Raw genomic sequence first — 15,842 nt, 5'->3', positions numbered from 1 at the left:
CCTCAGTTCCTGAGGCGGATCGAGCGACCTCGCCGACCGAAGGAGCGCACCGTGCCTCCCACCGACGCGAGCGCCGACGTCGTCCCCGGCCCCGGCCTCGCCTTCGTCCACCCGGGCCGCGCCGACGCCCGCGAGAGCACGGGCACGAGCATGGGCACGGGTGACGCCACTGTCCTCGGGGACGGCGAGGACAGTGAGCGCACGCTGAACCTGCGCCTGCCCGAGGAGTTCGTCGCTCTCCTCGACGGTCGGGCGGTGCGGGACACGGCCGAGGTCGACGACCTCCTCGACCGCGTCCACACCTGGGGGCCGACCGCGACCCCCGTGGGCCGGTTCCAGGTGGAGCAGGTCCGCGTCGACCGGGACCTGCCGCTCATCCACCGGTGGATGAGCGACCCTGGCGTCGCCGCCTTCTGGGAACTGGACGGACCCCAGAGCACGACGGAGCGCCATGTGCGCGCCCAACTCGACGGCGACGGTCGCAGCGTGCCGTGTCTCGGCCTGTTGAACGGCATTCCCATGAGCTACTGGGAGATCTATCGGGCGGACCTCGACCCGCTGGCCCGCCACTACCCGGCCCGGCCCCACGACACCGGGATCCACCTCCTCGTCGGTGGCTCGGCCGACCGAGGACGGGGACTGGGCTCGACCTTGATCCGAGCCGTGGCCGACATGATCCTGGACCGGCGCTCCGCCTGTGCGCGAGTAGTAGCGGAGCCCGACCTGCGCAACACCCCCTCTGTCGCCGCTTTCCTGAACGCGGGTTTCCGGTTCGCGGCCGAGACCGACCTGCCCGGCAAGCGGGCCGCCCTCATGATCCGGGACCGATACCTGCGTGATGCTCTGTAGCTCTACGTGTTCGAGCGCTCACATGTTGTACGAATGGCGATCCGGTCCGGTTCCCGCTCCGACCGCCTTTTCGGAAAATTTCTCAGAAGTCGTGCCGTGTCCCCGTGGCCACCCCGCTCCGTCACCGGCCCGGCAACGGCGTTCACCCCACCCCGCCCAGGAGCCCCGGACGTGATCCCACCTGCCGCTCCCGCCGTGAGCGCCCGATTGTCAGTGCCGGGCCGTAGGGTGGTCGGGCTATGACGAAGCCCTCACTCCCCGAACTCCTGCATGCCGCCGTCGCAGCCGTCGGCGGTACGGAGCGCCCCGGCCAGGTCACGATGGCCGAAGCGGTCGCCGAAGCGATCGACGACGGATCCCACCTGCTGGTCCAGGCCGGCACCGGCACCGGAAAGTCGCTCGGCTATCTCGTGCCCGCACTCGCGCACGGGGAGCGTGTGGTCGTGGCCACGGCCACGCTCGCGTTGCAGCGCCAGCTCGTGGAGCGCGACCTGCCGCGCACGGTCGACGCCCTGCACCCGCTGCTGCGGCGCCGGCCCGAGTTCGCCATGCTCAAGGGCAGGTCGAACTATCTGTGCCTGCACCGCCTGCACGAAGGGGTCCCGCAGGACGAGGAGGACGGTCTCTTCGACCAGTTCGAGGCGGCAGCGCCCACCAGCAAGCTCGGTCAGGATCTGCTGCGGATGCGTGACTGGGCCGACGAGACCGAGACCGGCGACCGGGACGACCTCACCCCGGGCGTCTCCGACCGGGCCTGGGCGCAGGTGTCGGTGTCGTCGAGGGAGTGCCTGGGCGCGACGAAGTGCGCATACGGGGCCGAGTGCTTCGCGGAGATGGCGCGGGAGCGGGCCAAGCTCGCCGAGGTCGTCGTCACGAACCACGCCCTGCTGGCCATCGACGCCATCGAGGGAGCCCCGGTGCTGCCTCAGCACGAGGTGCTGATCGTGGACGAGGCGCACGAACTCGTCTCCCGGGTCACCGGTGTCGCCACCGGCGAACTCACGCCCGGCCAGGTCAACCGTACGGTGCGCCGGGCGGCGAAGCTCGTCAACGAGAAGGCCGCCGACCAGCTCCAGACCGCCGCCGAGGGCTTCGAGCGGCTGATGGAGTTGGCCCTTCCGGGGCGCCTGGAGGAGATCCCGGAGGATCTCGGCTACGCGCTGATGGCGTTGCGCGACGCGGCACGCACCGTGATCTCCGCGATCGGCGCGACGCGCGACAAGTCCGTCCAGGACGAGGATGCGGTCCGCAAGCAGGCGCTGGCTTCCGTGGAGACGGTCCACGACGTGGCGGAGCGGGTGCTCAACGGTTCGGAGTGGGACGTCGTCTGGTACGAGCGGCACGACCGCTTCGGTGCCTCTCTGCGCGTCGCCCCCATGTCGGTCTCCGGGCTGCTGCGGGAGAAGCTCTTCGCCGACCGGAGCGTCGTCCTCACCTCGGCCACACTCAAGCTGGGCGGTGACTTCAACGGCGTCGGCGCCTCTCTCGGGCTCGGTCCCGAGGGCATGGAGGGTGAGGATCTGCCGCAGTGGAAGGGCGTCGATGTCGGCTCGCCCTTCGACTACCCCAAGCAGGGCATCCTCTATGTCGCCAAGCACCTCGCGCGCCCCGCACGGGACGGCGATCGCGCCGACATGCTCGACGAGTTGACGGAGCTGATCCAGGCCGCCGGTGGCCGCACCCTCGGGCTGTTCTCGTCCATGCGGGCCGCCCAGCTCGCCGCGGAGGAACTGCGCTCGCGGATTCCCGAGTTCCCGATCCTTCTCCAGGGCGAGGAGACACTCGGCGAGTTGATCAAGAACTTCGCGGCCGACCCCGCCACGTGTCTGTTCGGCACGCTCTCGTTGTGGCAGGGCGTCGATGTGCCGGGTCCGAGCTGTCAGCTGGTCGTCATGGACAAGATCCCGTTCCCGCGTCCCGACGACCCCCTGATGAGCGCGCGTCAGAAGGCGGTGGAGGACGCGGGCGGCAACGGCTTCATGGCGGTCGCCGCCACCCACGCGGCCCTGCTCATGGCGCAGGGCGCCGGCCGTCTCGTGCGGGCTTCCGGGGACCGTGGGGTGGTCGCCGTACTGGACCAGCGACTCGCCACCGCGCGGTACGGCGGGTATCTGAAGGCGTCGCTGCCCGACTTCTGGTTCACCACGGACCGGAACCAGGTGCGCAAGTCGCTGGCGGCGATCGACGCGGCGGCGAAGCGGACAGAGGAGCAGGAGTAGGCCCTTGGCCCTGGGCTTGTGCGGCGGCTCCACACGGAGCCGCACGCGCATGACCCCGGAGCCGCACGTAGAGGACCCGGAGGCGTACGCGCATGACCCCGGAGCTGTACGTATAGGACCCGCAGCCGCGCGCGCAGGACCGCAGTGCCTGACGCACAGCACCCCGGAGCCGAACGCACAGGACCCCGGAACCGGCGCAGGGGTTCCGGGGTCCGGTCAGGGGGACGGGCCGAGGGGCCCGCCGCAGGCGTCAGACGCGCCGCAGCACGGCGACGACCTTGCCCAGGATGGTCGCGTCGTCACCGGGGATGGGTTCATAGGCGGAGTTGTGCGGGAGGAGCCAGACGTGGCCGTCCTCGCGCTTGAAGCGCTTGACCGTGGCTTCGCCGTCGAGCATGGCGGCCACGATGTCGCCGTTCTCGGCGACCGGCTGGCGGCGGACCGTGACCCAGTCGCCGTCACAGATCGCGGCTTCGATCATGGAGTCGCCGACGACCTTCAGCACGAACAGTTCGCCGTCACCGACGAGCTGACGGGGGAGGGGGAAGACGTCCTCGACCGACTCCTCGGCGAGGATCGGGCCACCGGCGGCGATGCGGCCGACCAGCGGGACGTACGACGCGGCGGGCTTGCCGGCCGTGTCCGTGGGCTGCACGGTCATGGCCTGGTCGGAACCGCGGACCTCGTACGCGCGCGGGCGGTGCGGGTCACGGCGCAGGAAGCCCTTGCGCTCCAGTGCCATCAGCTGATGCGCGACCGAGGACGTGCTGGACAGGCCGACGGCCTGGCCGATCTCCCGCATCGACGGCGGATAGCCGCGTCGCTGCACGGAGTCCCGGATGACTTCGATCACCCGGCGCTGGCGGTCGGTGAGCCCGGAGCTGTCCGCCCGGATGCCTGGAGGTCGGCCGGGTAGAGAGCGCTTGTGCGCCTCTGGATGCGTGCCTTCGTTCACGGCATGTACCGGCTCGACTCGGCCCTGGGAGCGGTCCTGGGCGCTGATGGTGGCGCTGTCTGCGGTGGTGGTCACGTCGGCCCCTCTCGATGGTCTCCCTGCTGGACAACGGTAGTTGCTTTCGAAAGGTTGCGCCAAACACACGTTCGAGTGAAAAAGTGCGATCCACCTGACGCGATCAAGTGTCCGGGTGTATGGCTACCGCGACCTCGGTCGGGTAAAAGCGCCCATCGTTGTACTCTTCCCTGCTGGGGTCGGCGACCTCGTGAGTCGGACCCCAGTGTGTCATCCGGAATCCCGCCGACCGGGATCCGGGCCCCTTCTGTGCCGGAGCCCCACGCGCCCTCCGTGTCGCGCCCACGGTATCTCCGTAAGTGCCCGAGCGGCACGGATATGCGTCCGCGTGTTCGTCCGCCGTGTTCGCCGGGTGCCCGGAGAGTGGCTCTTCGTAGCGACACGCGCCCCTTCCTCGGTGCATGCGCCAATCCCCACATCTAGTGGTTGGATGGCTACAGCAGCCCACAAGTTGTGGTTTCTCTCGGACCCCGGGTCTTCGGGGCCCCTACGATCGCCTATGCTTGGGGCTGCTTCGAGGGGCCTGTGAGGCCCGGCGAGGCCAATGAGTCTGCTGTGAGGAGGGTTGGAGATCATGCACTGCCCCTTCTGCAGGCATCCCGACAGCCGTGTGGTCGACAGTCGTACGACCGACGACGGCACGTCGATCCGCAGGCGCCGCCAGTGTCCCGACTGCTCCCGTCGTTTCACGACCGTGGAGACGTGCTCGCTCATGGTGGTCAAGCGGTCCGGCGTCACCGAACCGTTCAGTCGCACCAAGGTCATCAATGGCGTGCGCAAAGCGTGCCAGGGGCGGCCCGTCACCGAGGACGCGCTCGCCCAGCTCGGCCAGCGGGTCGAGGAGGCGGTGCGGGCCACCGGAAGCGCCGAGCTGACCACCCATGACGTGGGTCTGGCCATACTCGGCCCGTTGCAGGAGCTCGACCTCGTCGCCTATCTGCGCTTCGCCTCCGTCTACCGGGCGTTCGACTCGCTCGAGGACTTCGAGGCGGCCATCGGGGAACTGCGCGAAGCGACGGGCGGCCCCGCCGTGGACGACGAGGACGCGGGAGCGGGGAGCCAGGAAGACGAACGCGGCGCCGGTCGGACCGTCGAGGTCCCGGTGCCCGCCCACGCCGCCGACTGACCGGCAGACCGGAAACCAGGAGGAGAACCGGATTCCGGCCGAAGAGCGGCGGACGAAGACCTGTTGCGGGTGGCAGTTGAGGGTGCCCGCGACACAAGACAGAACACCGTGCCACGGGAACAAACGGGGCACTTCAGGGCGTTTTTGCCCGTAGAGGGAGGCGGCATGACAGAGACGGCGAGCGGTCCGGCACGAGGTTCCCGAGCCAAGGGGGCCAAGGCCAGCAAGGGACTGCGTATCGAGCGCATCCACACGACCCCCGGCGTGCACCCGTACGACGAGGTGGAGTGGGCGCATCGTGACGTCGTCATGACCAACTGGCGCGACGGCTCGGTCAATTTCGAGCAGCGTGGCGTCGAGTTCCCCGACTCCTGGTCGGTGAACGCGGTCAACATCGTCACCAGCAAGTACTTCCGTGGTGCCGTGGGCACCCCGCAGCGCGAGGTCAGCCTCAAGCAGCTGATCGACCGCATCGTGAAGACGTACCGGAAGGCCGGCGAGGACCACAAGTACTTCGCGTCTCCCGCCGACGCCGAGATCTTCGAGCACGAGCTGGCCTACGCCCTCCTGCACCAGATCTTCAGCTTCAACAGCCCCGTCTGGTTCAACGTCGGCACCCCGCAGCCCCAGCAGGTCTCCGCCTGCTTCATCCTGTCCGTCGACGACTCCATGGAGTCGATCCTCGACTGGTACAAGGAAGAGGGCATGATCTTCAAGGGCGGCTCCGGCGCCGGCCTGAACCTCTCCCGCATCCGCTCCTCCAAGGAGCTGCTCTCCTCCGGCGGCAACGCGTCCGGCCCCGTCTCCTTCATGCGCGGCGCCGACGCCTCCGCCGGCACCATCAAGTCCGGTGGCGCCACCCGCCGTGCCGCCAAGATGGTCGTCCTCGATGTCGACCACCCCGACATCGAGGACTTCATCGAGACCAAGGTCAAGGAAGAGGAGAAGATCCGCGTCCTGCGCGACGCGGGCTTCGACATGGACCTGGGCGGCGACGACATCACGTCGGTCCAGTACCAGAACGCCAACAACTCGGTCCGCGTGAACGACGAGTTCATGAAGTCGGTCGAGGCGGGCGGCAACTTCGGCCTGCGTGCCCGTATGTCCGGCGAGGTCATCGAGGAGGTCGACGCCAAGGCGCTCTTCCGCAAGATCGCCGAGGCCGCGTGGGCCTGCGCCGACCCGGGTATCCAGTACGACGACACCATCAACAACTGGCACACCTGCCCCGAGTCCGGCCGGATCACCGCGTCGAACCCGTGCAGCGAGTACATGCACCTGGACAACACGTCCTGCAACCTCGCCTCGCTGAACCTGATGAAGTTCCTCAAGGACAACGGCAAGGGCACCCAGTCCTTCGAGACCGAGCGCTTCCAGAAGGTCGTCGAGCTGGTCATCACCGCGATGGACATCTCGATCTGCTTCGCGGACTTCCCGACCCAGAAGATCGGCGAGAACACGCGCGCGTTCCGCCAGCTCGGCATCGGCTACGCCAACCTCGGCGCCCTGCTGATGGCCACCGGTCACGCGTACGACTCCGAGGGCGGCCGCGCCCTCGCCGGCGCCATCACCTCCCTGATGACGGGTACGGCCTACCGCCGCTCCGCCGAACTGGCCGCGGTCGTCGGCACCTACGACGGCTACGCCCGCAACGACGACGCCCACAAGCGCGTCATGAAGCAGCACGCCGACGCCAACGGCACCGCCGTACAGATGGACGACCTGGACACCCCGGTGTGGGCTGCCGCCACGGAGGCCTGGCAGGACGTCGTGCGCCTCGGCGAGCAGAACGGTTTCCGTAACTCCCAGGCGTCCGTCCTCGCCCCGACCGGCACCATCGGTCTGGCGATGTCCTGCGACACCACCGGTGTCGAGCCCGACCTCGCGCTGGTGAAGTTCAAGAAGCTCGTCGGCGGCGGCTCGATGCAGATCGTCAACGGCACCGTCCCGCAGGCCCTGCGCCGCCTGGGCTACCAGGAGGAGCAGATCGAGGCGATCGTCGCCCACATCGCCGAGAACGGCAATGTGATCGACGCCCCCGGCCTGAAGACCGAGCACTACGAGGTGTTCGACTGCGCCATGGGCGAGCGCGCCATCTCCCCGATGGGCCACGTCCGCATGATGGCAGCGATCCAGCCGTGGATCTCCGGCGCCATCTCCAAGACGGTCAACATGCCGGAGACGGCGACCGTCGAGGAGGTCGAGGAGATCTACTACGAGGCCTGGAAGCTCGGCGTCAAGGCGCTCGCGATCTACCGCGACAACTGCAAGGTCGGCCAGCCGCTCTCCGCCAAGAAGAAGGAGGACGAGAAGGCCGAGATCGCCGAGAAGGCCGAGGGCACGATCCGTACCGCGGTCGAGAAGGTGGTCGAGTACCGCCCCGTCCGCAAGCGTCTCCCCAAGGGCCGCCCCGGCATCACCACGTCCTTCACGGTCGGCGGGGCCGAGGGCTACATGACCGCCAACTCCTACCCGGACGACGGTCTCGGCGAGGTCTTCCTGAAGATGTCGAAGCAGGGCTCCACCCTCGCCGGCATGATGGACGCCTTCTCCATCGCGGTCTCGGTCGGCCTCCAGTACGGCGTGCCGCTGGAGACGTACGTCTCGAAGTTCACCAACATGCGCTTCGAGCCGGCCGGCATGACCGACGACCCGGACGTGCGGATGGCGCAGTCGATCGTCGACTACATCTTCCGCCGCCTGGCGCTGGACTTCCTGCCCTTCGAGACCCGCTCCGCGCTCGGCATCCACTCCGCCGAGGAGCGTCAGCGCCACCTGGAGACCGGTTCCTACGAGTCGGCCGATGACGAGGTCGACGTCGAGGGCCTGGCGCAGTCCGCGCCGCGCGCCCAGGAGCTGAAGGCCGTCGCCGCGCCGAAGGCCGTGGCCGAGGCGGTCGACCCCGCCCCGAAGCAGCAGGCGCACACCAGCGCCGAACTGGTGGAGATGCAGCTGGGCATCCAGGCGGACGCCCCGCTCTGCTTCTCCTGCGGCACCAAGATGCAGCGGGCCGGCTCCTGCTACATCTGCGAGGGCTGCGGCTCCACCAGCGGTTGCAGCTGATAGCAAGCAGTACCTGAAGTGAGTAAGGGGCGCCGGCAGTGGCCGGCGCCCCTTACTGCTGTCCGAGCGCGGGAGTCAGGGCCGGTGCTCCCTGCCCATCACGCGGGTGAACGTCGCCGGATCCTCGTCGAAGCCATGGACACCGGCGTGGAAGATCCACCCGCCGGACGCGTCGCGCACGAACTCGGCGATCGTCGCCGCCGTGGCCTCGGGGACCGAGCCGAAGTCGTCCTCGGCGAGGACGGTGTAGCCCTCGCGTATGCGCATGCCGGGATTGAGCACCTGGGCGAACGCCCTGTGCCCGCCTGCCTGCTGTATGACGGCACCGACCACCACGCGCGCGTACCGGCCGTCGAGCCGGTCGAGATCGAGCGTCATGACCTCGTCCCAGCCGAAGCCCTTGCCGTCGGTGCTGTCCCGGTTCAGGAAGATCGTGCCGTCCGGCGAGCGGCTGTCGAAGTGCACCAGATACGCCGGCGTCCCGTAGGCGTCGCCCGACACGAATGTCGCGGCGACGATGTCGAGATCGGTGGGCGCCTGGCCCGCCGGACTCGGATCCCACTTGAGTGCGACCTCGATCTTGCGGTTTCCCTTGCTGAAGCCGGTCACCGGGCTTCCCCTTCCCCCTTGAGGCACCGTATTCCCCAACTCCTGCGAAGTCAGGGCTTCTTGTCCATCGTGCCACGCCCGTAGGAGCATATGCGCGGGTGATCTCCACAGGAGCGTGACCGGCGCCACGCCCATGGCCTTACGATGGCGCGGTGCTGGTCAAGTGGATTCGCTGCACCGTGGTGGACCGCCGCGGCTTCGAGCGGGGGCAGCGGAAATGGGCGGGGCTTCTGGGGGAGCCGGGATTTCGGGGACAGGGCGGAGGGTGGAGCCGGCAGCGGCCGGGCGGGGCACACATCTTCGCCTTCTGGGAGAGTCGCGCCTTCTACGACTCCTTCATGGCCCGCTCCCACGACCGCCTGGCCGCTTCCCAGTCCGGCACGTTCAAGGACGCCCAGGTCAAACTGTTCGAGTACCGCTTCGACGTGAAGACCGGCTTCGAGCCCCGCTTCACCGACACCGACCTGATCCGCGTGGCCCTGTGCCGTGTGCACGAGGAACGCGTCGAACACTTCACCCTCATGCAGGAGAAGGTCTGGAACCCCGCGATGGCCGGGTCGCCGGGCATGATCCGCGGCATGTTCGCCGAAGCCCCCGAGCAGGAATTCATGATCCTTTCCATGTGGCGGTCGGCGGCCGAACACGGAAAGTACCGGACCGAGCGCGTGGAGCGACTGGCTCTACGGGCCCAGACGGAGGCCGACATCGCGGCACTCTCGGGCGACATCGTGGAGCTGGAGCCGTCCTGGACGGTCTGAGGCGCACTATTTGTGTGATCTACGCCGTATGGAGCCCGTACGAGTGCTCGATCGTGCCTCGCTCGATCTAGGGTTTCGGCATGGCACGACCACGGCGCATCGTCCTTGTCCGGCACGGCGAGTCAACGGGCAATGTCGATGACTCCGTATACGAGCGCGAGCCCGACCACGCACTCGCGCTCACCGAACGCGGCTGGCGGCAGTCCGAGGTGACGGGCAAGGGGCTCCGGGAGCTCTTCGGTCAGGAACGCGTGAGCGTCTACGTCTCCCCGTACCGCCGTACGCATGAGACCCTCCGCGCCTTCCACCTCGACCCCGACCTGATACGGGTGCGCGAGGAACCCCGGCTGCGCGAGCAGGACTGGGGCAACTGGCAGGAACGCGACGACGTGCGCCTGCAGAAGACGTACCGGGACGCGTACGGCCACTTCTTCTTCCGCTTCCCGCAGGGCGAGTCCGGCGCCGACGTGTACGACCGTGTCGGAGGGTTCCTGGAGAGTCTGTACCGCAGTTTCGAGGCCCCCGACCACCCGCCGAACGTGCTCCTGGTGACGCACGGGCTCGCGATGCGGTTGTTCTGCATGCGCTGGTTCCACTGGTCGGTGGCGGAGTTCGAATCGCTGTCGAACCCGGGGAACGGCGAAGTGCGCATGCTCGTTCTCGGAGAAGACGGCAAGTACACGCTCGACCGGCCCTTCGAGCGCTGGCGGGAACCGTTGCCGTACTGGGTGAACGGATAGAGTGGCAGGGCGATGACCGCTGACTCCTCTCTTCACGGGCGCCTGAGCCGCGCCCTGGCCAGTCTGCGCGGCCTGGCGGTGGGCGACGCGCTCGGCTCACAGTTCTTCGTTCCCGCGAACTACCAGCTGCTCAAGCGGCGCGAGCTGCCCGCGGGGCCCTGGCAGTGGACGGACGACACGGAGATGGCCTGCTCGGTGGTGACCGTCCTGGCCGCCCACCAGCGCATCGACCAGGACGCGCTGGCCCGCTCGTTCGCCGAGCACCACGACTTCGACCGGGGCTACGGACCCGCGGTCAACCGGCTGCTCCGCCTGGTCCGGGAAGGTGAGGACTGGCGCGAGCTGGCTGCCGGACTCTTCAAGGGACAGGGGTCCTGGGGCAACGGCGCCGCCATGCGCATCGCCCCCCTGGGTGCCTGGTACGCCGATGATCCCGAGCAGGCGACCCACCAGGCCGAGATCTCCGCGTACCCCACGCACCAGCACAGGGAAGCCGTCGTCGGCGCCATGGCCGTCGCCGCCGCGACCGCGCTGGCCGCCTCTCCGGACGGCCCGCCCAGCCCCGAGGCCCTGCTCGACGGCGTCGTCGCGCTCGTACCGAAGAGCGCTGTCGGCGCGGGGTTGCGGCGAGCACGGGACATGCTCGACTACGGCGACGCGGCCACGGTCGCGGCCGTCCTCGGCTGCGGTCGTCGTACGTCCGCCCACGACACCGTGCCGTTCGCCCTCTGGTCCGCCGCGCGGGCTCTGGGCGACTTCGAGTCGGCGTTCTGGACGACCGCCCAGGTGGGCGGTGACGTGGACACCACCTGCGCGATCGTGGGCGGCGTGCTCGCGTGTGTGAAGGCGGGAACGCCGCCGGTCGAGTGGCTGGAGCGGACCGAGGTACTGCCGGACTGGGTGCCTGCGGGGTCCTGACGGCCGGCAGCCGTGGGATCGACGGTGGTGGCTTCGGCGGTGCGGCGTGACTCCGCTTGGAAACTCTCCGTGTGGGTCGGGAACTCTGTGTGACCGCCGTCCGTTCCTCTGGTGTCCGGTGCCGTTGGCTGCGGGCGGCCGTAGGCGGTGGGCTGTCGAGTTGGCCAGGGGGCGTTCGTCGTTCCTCGGCGGTCGGCGGTCGGCGGTCGGCGGTCGGCGGTCGGCGGTCGGCGGTCGGTGGGCTGCGGGTTGGCGGCCGGGGTGAGGGTCCGAGGGGGTGTGGGTGTTGTCGGTCGTGGTGAATGTGCAGGTTGTGTCGGCCGTGGCGGCAATGGCGGCAATGGCGGCCGTGCTGGTTGCGCTGGGCCGGCCGGCGGTGTTGCGACGGGTGCGGGTGCGGGTGCGGGTGCGGGTGCGGGGGCGAGGGCCGGTGCCGGACTGGGTTCCTGTTGCCGTGGTGCGGCCGGCCGGTCCGCCGCGTGCGTCCTCAGGTGCTTGGCGGCGGTCCGGCCGGCCGTTGTTCGGGGCCGTGGCGGGAGGGTCAGCCGATCCCCGGCCCGGCGGAGCCGGCGAGCGCTTCGAGATCGCTCTTGCGGACCTTGATCACCAGCCAGGCGGTGAGGAAGGCCAGAGCGGCGATCGCCGCTGCGGGTACGAAGGCGGTGGAGATCCCGTGAGCGAGCACGTCGTGCCCCCAGGGCGCGGGCAGCTGCTTGGTCTTGGCGAACTCGGCCTGCTGCTCCGGCGAACCGTTCGCGAGGAACTTCGGCAGCTGTTTCTTCGCCTCGTCCTTGCTGGCGGAGCCGAAGACGGTCGTCAGGATGGACAGGCCGAGCGAACCGCCCACCTGCTGTGTGGCGTTGAGCAGCCCGGAAGCCGCGCCCGCTTCGTGCTGCGCGACACCGGAGACGGCTGTGACGGTCACGGTCACGAAGTTCAGGCCCATGCCGAAGCCGAACACCAGCATCGGGCCGAGGATGCCGCCGAGGTAGGAGCTGTCCGGCGTGATGAAGGTCTGCCAGACAAGTCCGACGACCACCAGCAGCGTGCCGGCCGTCATGAACGGCTTGGGCCCGAGCGTGGCCAGGAACCGCTGCGACAGACCGGCGCCGACCGCGATCGCGGCCGTCACGGGGAGAAAGGCGAGGCCGGCCTTGATGGGGCTGTAGCCGAGCACGTTCTGAACGAACAGAACGATGTAGAAGAACATGCCGAACATCGCCGCGGCCAGGCTGAGCATGATCACGTACGTGCCCGAGCGGTTGCGGTCGGCGAACATCTTGAGCGGCGTGATCGGTTCCCTGGCCCGCAACTCGGTGAGGACGAAGGCCGCCAGCAGGACCACCGCCGCCCCGAACGAGCCGAGGGTGATGCCGTCGCGCCAGCCCTTCTCCGAGGCGCGGATGAAGCCGTACACCAGCGAGGCCATGCCGGCCGTGGACGTCAGTGCGCCCACGATGTCGAACCGGCCCGGGTGTCGTTCGGACTCGCTGATGTAGAGCGGGGCGAGCACGGCGATCAGCAGACCGATGGGCACGTTGACGAAGAGCACCCACCGCCAGTCGAGCCAGTCCGTGAGCATGCCGCCCGCGAGCAGGCCGATGGCACCGCCGCCCGCGGACACGGCCGCGAACACGCCGAACGCACGGTTGCGCTCCGGCCCTTCGGGGAACGTGGTGGTGATCAGGGCCAGCGAGGTGGGCGACGCGATCGCGCCCCCTACGCCTTGGAGGGCGCGTGCGGCCAGCAACTGCCAGGGCTCCTGGGCGAGTCCGCCCAGGAGCGAGGCTATGGAGAACAGCAGGATGCCGGTGATGAACACCCTTCGGCGGCCGAGGATGTCACCGGCCCGGGCGCCCAGGAGCAGCAGACCGCCGAAGGTGAGCGTGTAGGCGCTGACCACCCAGGTGAGGTCCGTGGTGCTGAAACTGAGAGCTTCTTGAATGTGCGGGAGCGCGATGTTCACAATCGTCGCGTCGAGTACCACCATGAGTTGGCAGGCCGCGATCACGGTGAGGGCGATGCCGGGATGCCCCTCCCGGCGGGCCGCGCCCGGTTTTTGGTCCTGAAGCAGCTGAGAGGTTGTCACTATGGATCCCCCAGAAAGGTGTTAGTGAACGCTCGCGTTCACTGTCGTGTCAACGGTAGTGAGTCCCCAACAGTGAACGCAAGCGTTCACTTAAATCCTCGCCGCGCGTCGTGTCCCCCTCTGCTGCGACCCGGCGTGGCCCGCCCCGGAACCCCCGCTTCCCTTTGCTCGCTGGAGAAACACGGATGGATACCTCGCGCTGGTCGGCTGCTCCTGCCCGGACGGCCTCTCCCCGTCGGCGCGGTGCGGTGCTGGAACGCGCGATCCTGGACGCCGCCCTGGAACAGCTCAGTACGGTCGGCTGGAAGGGCCTGACGATGGAGGGTGTCGCGGCCGGCGCCCAGACCGGCAAGGCCGCGGTCTACCGCCGCTGGCCCTCGAAGGAGGACCTGGTCGCCGACGCGCTCGAGGCCGGACTGCCTCGCGTAGAGGGGGTGCCCGACCTAGGAAGTGTTCGCGAGGACCTGTTGGCCCTGTGCCGGGTGGCCCGCGACGCCATGTACTCGCGGCCCGGTTTCGCTCTGCGAGCGGTGATTCACGAATGCGACCCCATGCAGGCCGAGCGGTTCCATGGCGTGATCTTCGAGGGTGTGGTGGAGCCGACGATCAAGCTGATTCGTGAGGTCGTCACCCGTGGAATAGAGCGAGGGGAAGTGCGCCGTGATGCGGCCGACGGGTACGTCTTCGACGTCGTTCCGGCGATGATGATGTACCGGTCGAAGATGTGCACCAGTGAATGGAGCGACAAGGATCTCGAGGAGATGATCGACCGGCTGATGCTTCCGCTGCTGCGGCCGTACGAAGACTGACGGCCGACGACCGTCGTCGCCGACGCCGCTCGGGGGCCGGGGTGTCGCGCGGCGATCCCGTCGGCGTACGCTAAGGGCGCCATGCCGTACGAACCACCCACTCACACCGTCGAGCGCTCCCTTCGCGCCACGACCGGAGCGAAGGTCATTGCCGGTGTCGACGAGGTGGGGCGGGGCGCCTGGGCCGGACCGGTCACCGTCTGCGCGGCGATCACCGGACTGCGCCGGCCACCGCAGGGTCTGACCGACTCCAAGCTGCTGACGGTCAAGCGGCGTACGGAGTTGGCCGGGATACTGCGATCGTGGGTGACGGCCTACGCCCTGGGGCATGCTTCCCCGGAGGAGATCGACGACCTGGGGATGACCGCCGCGCTGCGGCTCGCCGCAGTCCGTGCCCTGGACGCCCTGCCTGTCCGCCCCGACGCCGTGATCCTCGACGGGAAGCACGACTATCTCGGCGCCCCGTGGAGAGTACGCACGGTGATCAAGGGTGACCGGTCATGCGTGGCCGTCGCCGCGGCGTCGGTGATCGCCAAAGTTCAGCGCGACAAAATGATGGCCGAACTGGGTGTCGACCATGCAGACTTCGGATTTGCGGACAACGCCGGGTATCCGTCGCCCGTGCACAAGGCCGCACTGGAGGAGCGGGGGCCCACCCCGTACCACCGCTTGTCGTGGGCGTATCTTGATGCGCTGCCCCAGTGGCGGCACCTCAAGAAGGTCCGCAGCTTGGCGGACGGAAGCGTTCCGGAGATCGAGGGTCAGCTCGCCTTCGACCTCTGACGGTTCCGCTCGCACTGATGTGCCCCCCCGCTCATCGGTGCCGCACCAACGTTTGATAAAAATCAGCTCATGCCTCTCATTCCCGAGGAGCCTCAGATTCACGAGAGTGCCCAGGGTCCCCGCGCCACTCCGGCCACCGGCCGCACCGCGCCGACCCCCCGCCCCGTACCCGGCCCCCGCCCCGCGGCTCCGCCCCGCCCCGGTCGTCCCGGCCCTCTGAGGCCCACGGCGCCGGTGCAGCGCACCCCGCGTGACGGGACTCCGGTCAAGCCAGGCCCCTCGGGCCCGGCCAAGTCCGCCGCCACCGCGACGAACCCGCAGATCCAGTTGATCCCGGCCTCCATCGAGGGCGCGCTCGACGCCGCTGAGGAAGCGGTGGACCTGCTCCTCGACTCGGGACGCGCCCCCGGTGACGTCCTGGTGCTCACCACCGGTACCCCGCACCCGTGGGCCGAGCACGAGCTGTCCTTCGGTGAAGCCTCCTACTGGGCGCAGCACGACGCCTGCGACGACATCTTCTACGCGGACGCTGCCGCGGCCTCCCGTGCCGCGTCTCGCCCCGTGGTCGTCGTGGCCGTCAACGGCGGCCCCTCCACCGCCGCCTCCGCCCTTCCGCTGGCCCACTCCCGGGCCGGAGCCCTGTTGATCGTCTGCGGTGACCCGCAGCAGATCAACTCGGTGCTGAGCGCCGGCGTCTGAGCCATGCCCCGCGTCTAGGGGCTGTCGGAGCGAAGAGGAAGCCGCCCCGACGGCATCGGCACGGTGCGGTCGTCGGCATGCCCGGACACCGGCGGTGGCCGGCCCTCCCGCAGGGCGGCCGCCGTACGGGCACCGGGCCTGAGCCGGCGA

Annotated in this window: 13 protein-coding genes; 10 read left to right on the top strand and 3 right to left on the bottom strand. The window is 69.1% G+C overall.

Going from position 1 to position 15,842, the window contains the following annotated elements; all coding sequences use genetic code 11:
• The first annotated feature begins 51 nt into the window (after positions 1-51).
• Both ACGFYV_RS05090 and ACGFYV_RS05085 read left to right on the top strand, forming a co-directional pair.
• Positions 52-849: a GNAT family N-acetyltransferase gene (locus ACGFYV_RS05090; RefSeq protein WP_393876961.1), complete on the top strand. Its 798-nt coding sequence runs from the start codon at positions 52-54 to the stop codon at positions 847-849.
• A 239-nt stretch (positions 850-1,088) separates the two neighbouring features.
• Positions 1,089-3,068, top strand: a complete 1,980-nt coding sequence (locus tag ACGFYV_RS05085) for an ATP-dependent DNA helicase (RefSeq protein WP_393876960.1) — start codon at positions 1,089-1,091, stop codon at positions 3,066-3,068.
• Positions 3,069-3,318: 250 nt separating this feature from the next.
• Here ACGFYV_RS05085 and lexA read toward each other — a convergent pair whose 3' ends face one another.
• Positions 3,319-4,098, bottom strand: a complete 780-nt coding sequence (gene lexA, locus ACGFYV_RS05080; RefSeq protein WP_393876959.1) for a transcriptional repressor LexA — start codon at positions 4,096-4,098, stop codon at positions 3,319-3,321.
• A 574-nt stretch (positions 4,099-4,672) separates the two neighbouring features.
• Here lexA and nrdR point away from each other — a divergent pair.
• Complete coding sequence (gene nrdR, locus ACGFYV_RS05075; RefSeq protein ID WP_393876958.1) at positions 4,673-5,224, top strand: transcriptional regulator NrdR; 552 nt, start codon at positions 4,673-4,675, stop codon at positions 5,222-5,224.
• A gap of 165 nt (positions 5,225-5,389) precedes the next feature.
• Positions 5,390-8,287 (top strand): vitamin B12-dependent ribonucleotide reductase, encoded by a 2,898-nt coding sequence (locus ACGFYV_RS05070; RefSeq protein WP_393876957.1) that lies wholly within the window; start codon positions 5,390-5,392, stop codon positions 8,285-8,287.
• 75 nt (positions 8,288-8,362) lie between these two features.
• Here ACGFYV_RS05070 and ACGFYV_RS05065 read toward each other — a convergent pair whose 3' ends face one another.
• Positions 8,363-8,896 (bottom strand): TerD family protein, encoded by a 534-nt coding sequence (locus tag ACGFYV_RS05065; RefSeq protein ID WP_393876956.1) that lies wholly within the window; start codon positions 8,894-8,896, stop codon positions 8,363-8,365.
• A 152-nt stretch (positions 8,897-9,048) separates the two neighbouring features.
• Here ACGFYV_RS05065 and ACGFYV_RS05060 point away from each other — a divergent pair, with 152 nt between their 5' ends.
• The 3 genes from ACGFYV_RS05060 (at position 9,049) to ACGFYV_RS05050 (ending at position 11,312) form a co-directional block, all read left to right on the top strand.
• Positions 9,049-9,654: a YdbC family protein gene (locus ACGFYV_RS05060; RefSeq protein WP_393876955.1), complete on the top strand. Its 606-nt coding sequence runs from the start codon at positions 9,049-9,051 to the stop codon at positions 9,652-9,654.
• An 80-nt stretch (positions 9,655-9,734) separates the two neighbouring features.
• Positions 9,735-10,394: a histidine phosphatase family protein gene (locus ACGFYV_RS05055; RefSeq protein WP_393876954.1), complete on the top strand. Its 660-nt coding sequence runs from the start codon at positions 9,735-9,737 to the stop codon at positions 10,392-10,394.
• 12 nt (positions 10,395-10,406) lie between these two features.
• Positions 10,407-11,312, top strand: a complete 906-nt coding sequence (locus ACGFYV_RS05050) for an ADP-ribosylglycohydrolase family protein (RefSeq protein WP_393876953.1) — start codon at positions 10,407-10,409, stop codon at positions 11,310-11,312.
• A 541-nt stretch (positions 11,313-11,853) separates the two neighbouring features.
• On the opposite strand, the gene ACGFYV_RS05045 is transcribed toward ACGFYV_RS05050, so the two are convergent.
• Positions 11,854-13,401, bottom strand: a complete 1,548-nt coding sequence (locus tag ACGFYV_RS05045; protein WP_393876952.1) for an MFS transporter — start codon at positions 13,399-13,401, stop codon at positions 11,854-11,856.
• A 185-nt stretch (positions 13,402-13,586) separates the two neighbouring features.
• Here ACGFYV_RS05045 and ACGFYV_RS05040 point away from each other — a divergent pair, with 185 nt between their 5' ends.
• The 3 genes from ACGFYV_RS05040 to ACGFYV_RS05030 all read left to right on the top strand — a co-directional run bounded on the left by ACGFYV_RS05040 (position 13,587) and on the right by ACGFYV_RS05030 (position 15,692).
• Positions 13,587-14,210 carry a TetR/AcrR family transcriptional regulator gene (locus ACGFYV_RS05040; RefSeq protein ID WP_393876951.1) on the top strand — a complete coding sequence of 208 codons (624 nt, stop codon included), beginning with the start codon at positions 13,587-13,589 and terminating at the stop codon, positions 14,208-14,210.
• 81 nt (positions 14,211-14,291) lie between these two features.
• Entirely contained in the window at positions 14,292-14,993 is a 702-nt protein-coding gene (locus ACGFYV_RS05035) for a ribonuclease HII (RefSeq protein ID WP_393876950.1), read from the top strand.
• 69 nt (positions 14,994-15,062) lie between these two features.
• Positions 15,063-15,692 (top strand): hypothetical protein, encoded by a 630-nt coding sequence (locus ACGFYV_RS05030; RefSeq protein ID WP_393876949.1) that lies wholly within the window; start codon positions 15,063-15,065, stop codon positions 15,690-15,692.
• Positions 15,693-15,842: the final 150 nt, after the last annotated feature.

The sequence above is a fragment of the Streptomyces sp. NPDC048297 genome (assembly GCF_043201585.1).
GTDB lineage: Bacteria > Actinomycetota > Actinomycetes > Streptomycetales > Streptomycetaceae > Streptomyces.
The sequence above is the reverse complement of the archived record's forward strand: the minus strand, read 5'-3'. Positions and strand labels throughout refer to the sequence as shown.

Bases quoted from the DNA above. Each gene is read 5' to 3' on its own strand.
- ACGFYV_RS05085 (WP_393876960.1), top strand. From the start codon at position 1,089: ATGACGAAGCCCTCACTCCCCGAACTCCTGCATGCCGCCGTCGCAGCC.
- ACGFYV_RS05055 (WP_393876954.1), top strand. From the start codon at position 9,735: ATGGCACGACCACGGCGCATCGTCCTTGTCCGGCACGGCGAGTCAACG.
- ACGFYV_RS05070 (WP_393876957.1), top strand. From the start codon at position 5,390: ATGACAGAGACGGCGAGCGGTCCGGCACGAGGTTCCCGAGCCAAGGGG.
- ACGFYV_RS05030 (WP_393876949.1), top strand. From the start codon at position 15,063: ATGCCTCTCATTCCCGAGGAGCCTCAGATTCACGAGAGTGCCCAGGGT.
- ACGFYV_RS05040 (WP_393876951.1), top strand. From the start codon at position 13,587: ATGGATACCTCGCGCTGGTCGGCTGCTCCTGCCCGGACGGCCTCTCCC.
- ACGFYV_RS05035 (WP_393876950.1), top strand. From the start codon at position 14,292: ATGCCGTACGAACCACCCACTCACACCGTCGAGCGCTCCCTTCGCGCC.
- nrdR (WP_393876958.1), top strand. From the start codon at position 4,673: ATGCACTGCCCCTTCTGCAGGCATCCCGACAGCCGTGTGGTCGACAGT.
- ACGFYV_RS05050 (WP_393876953.1), top strand. From the start codon at position 10,407: ATGACCGCTGACTCCTCTCTTCACGGGCGCCTGAGCCGCGCCCTGGCC.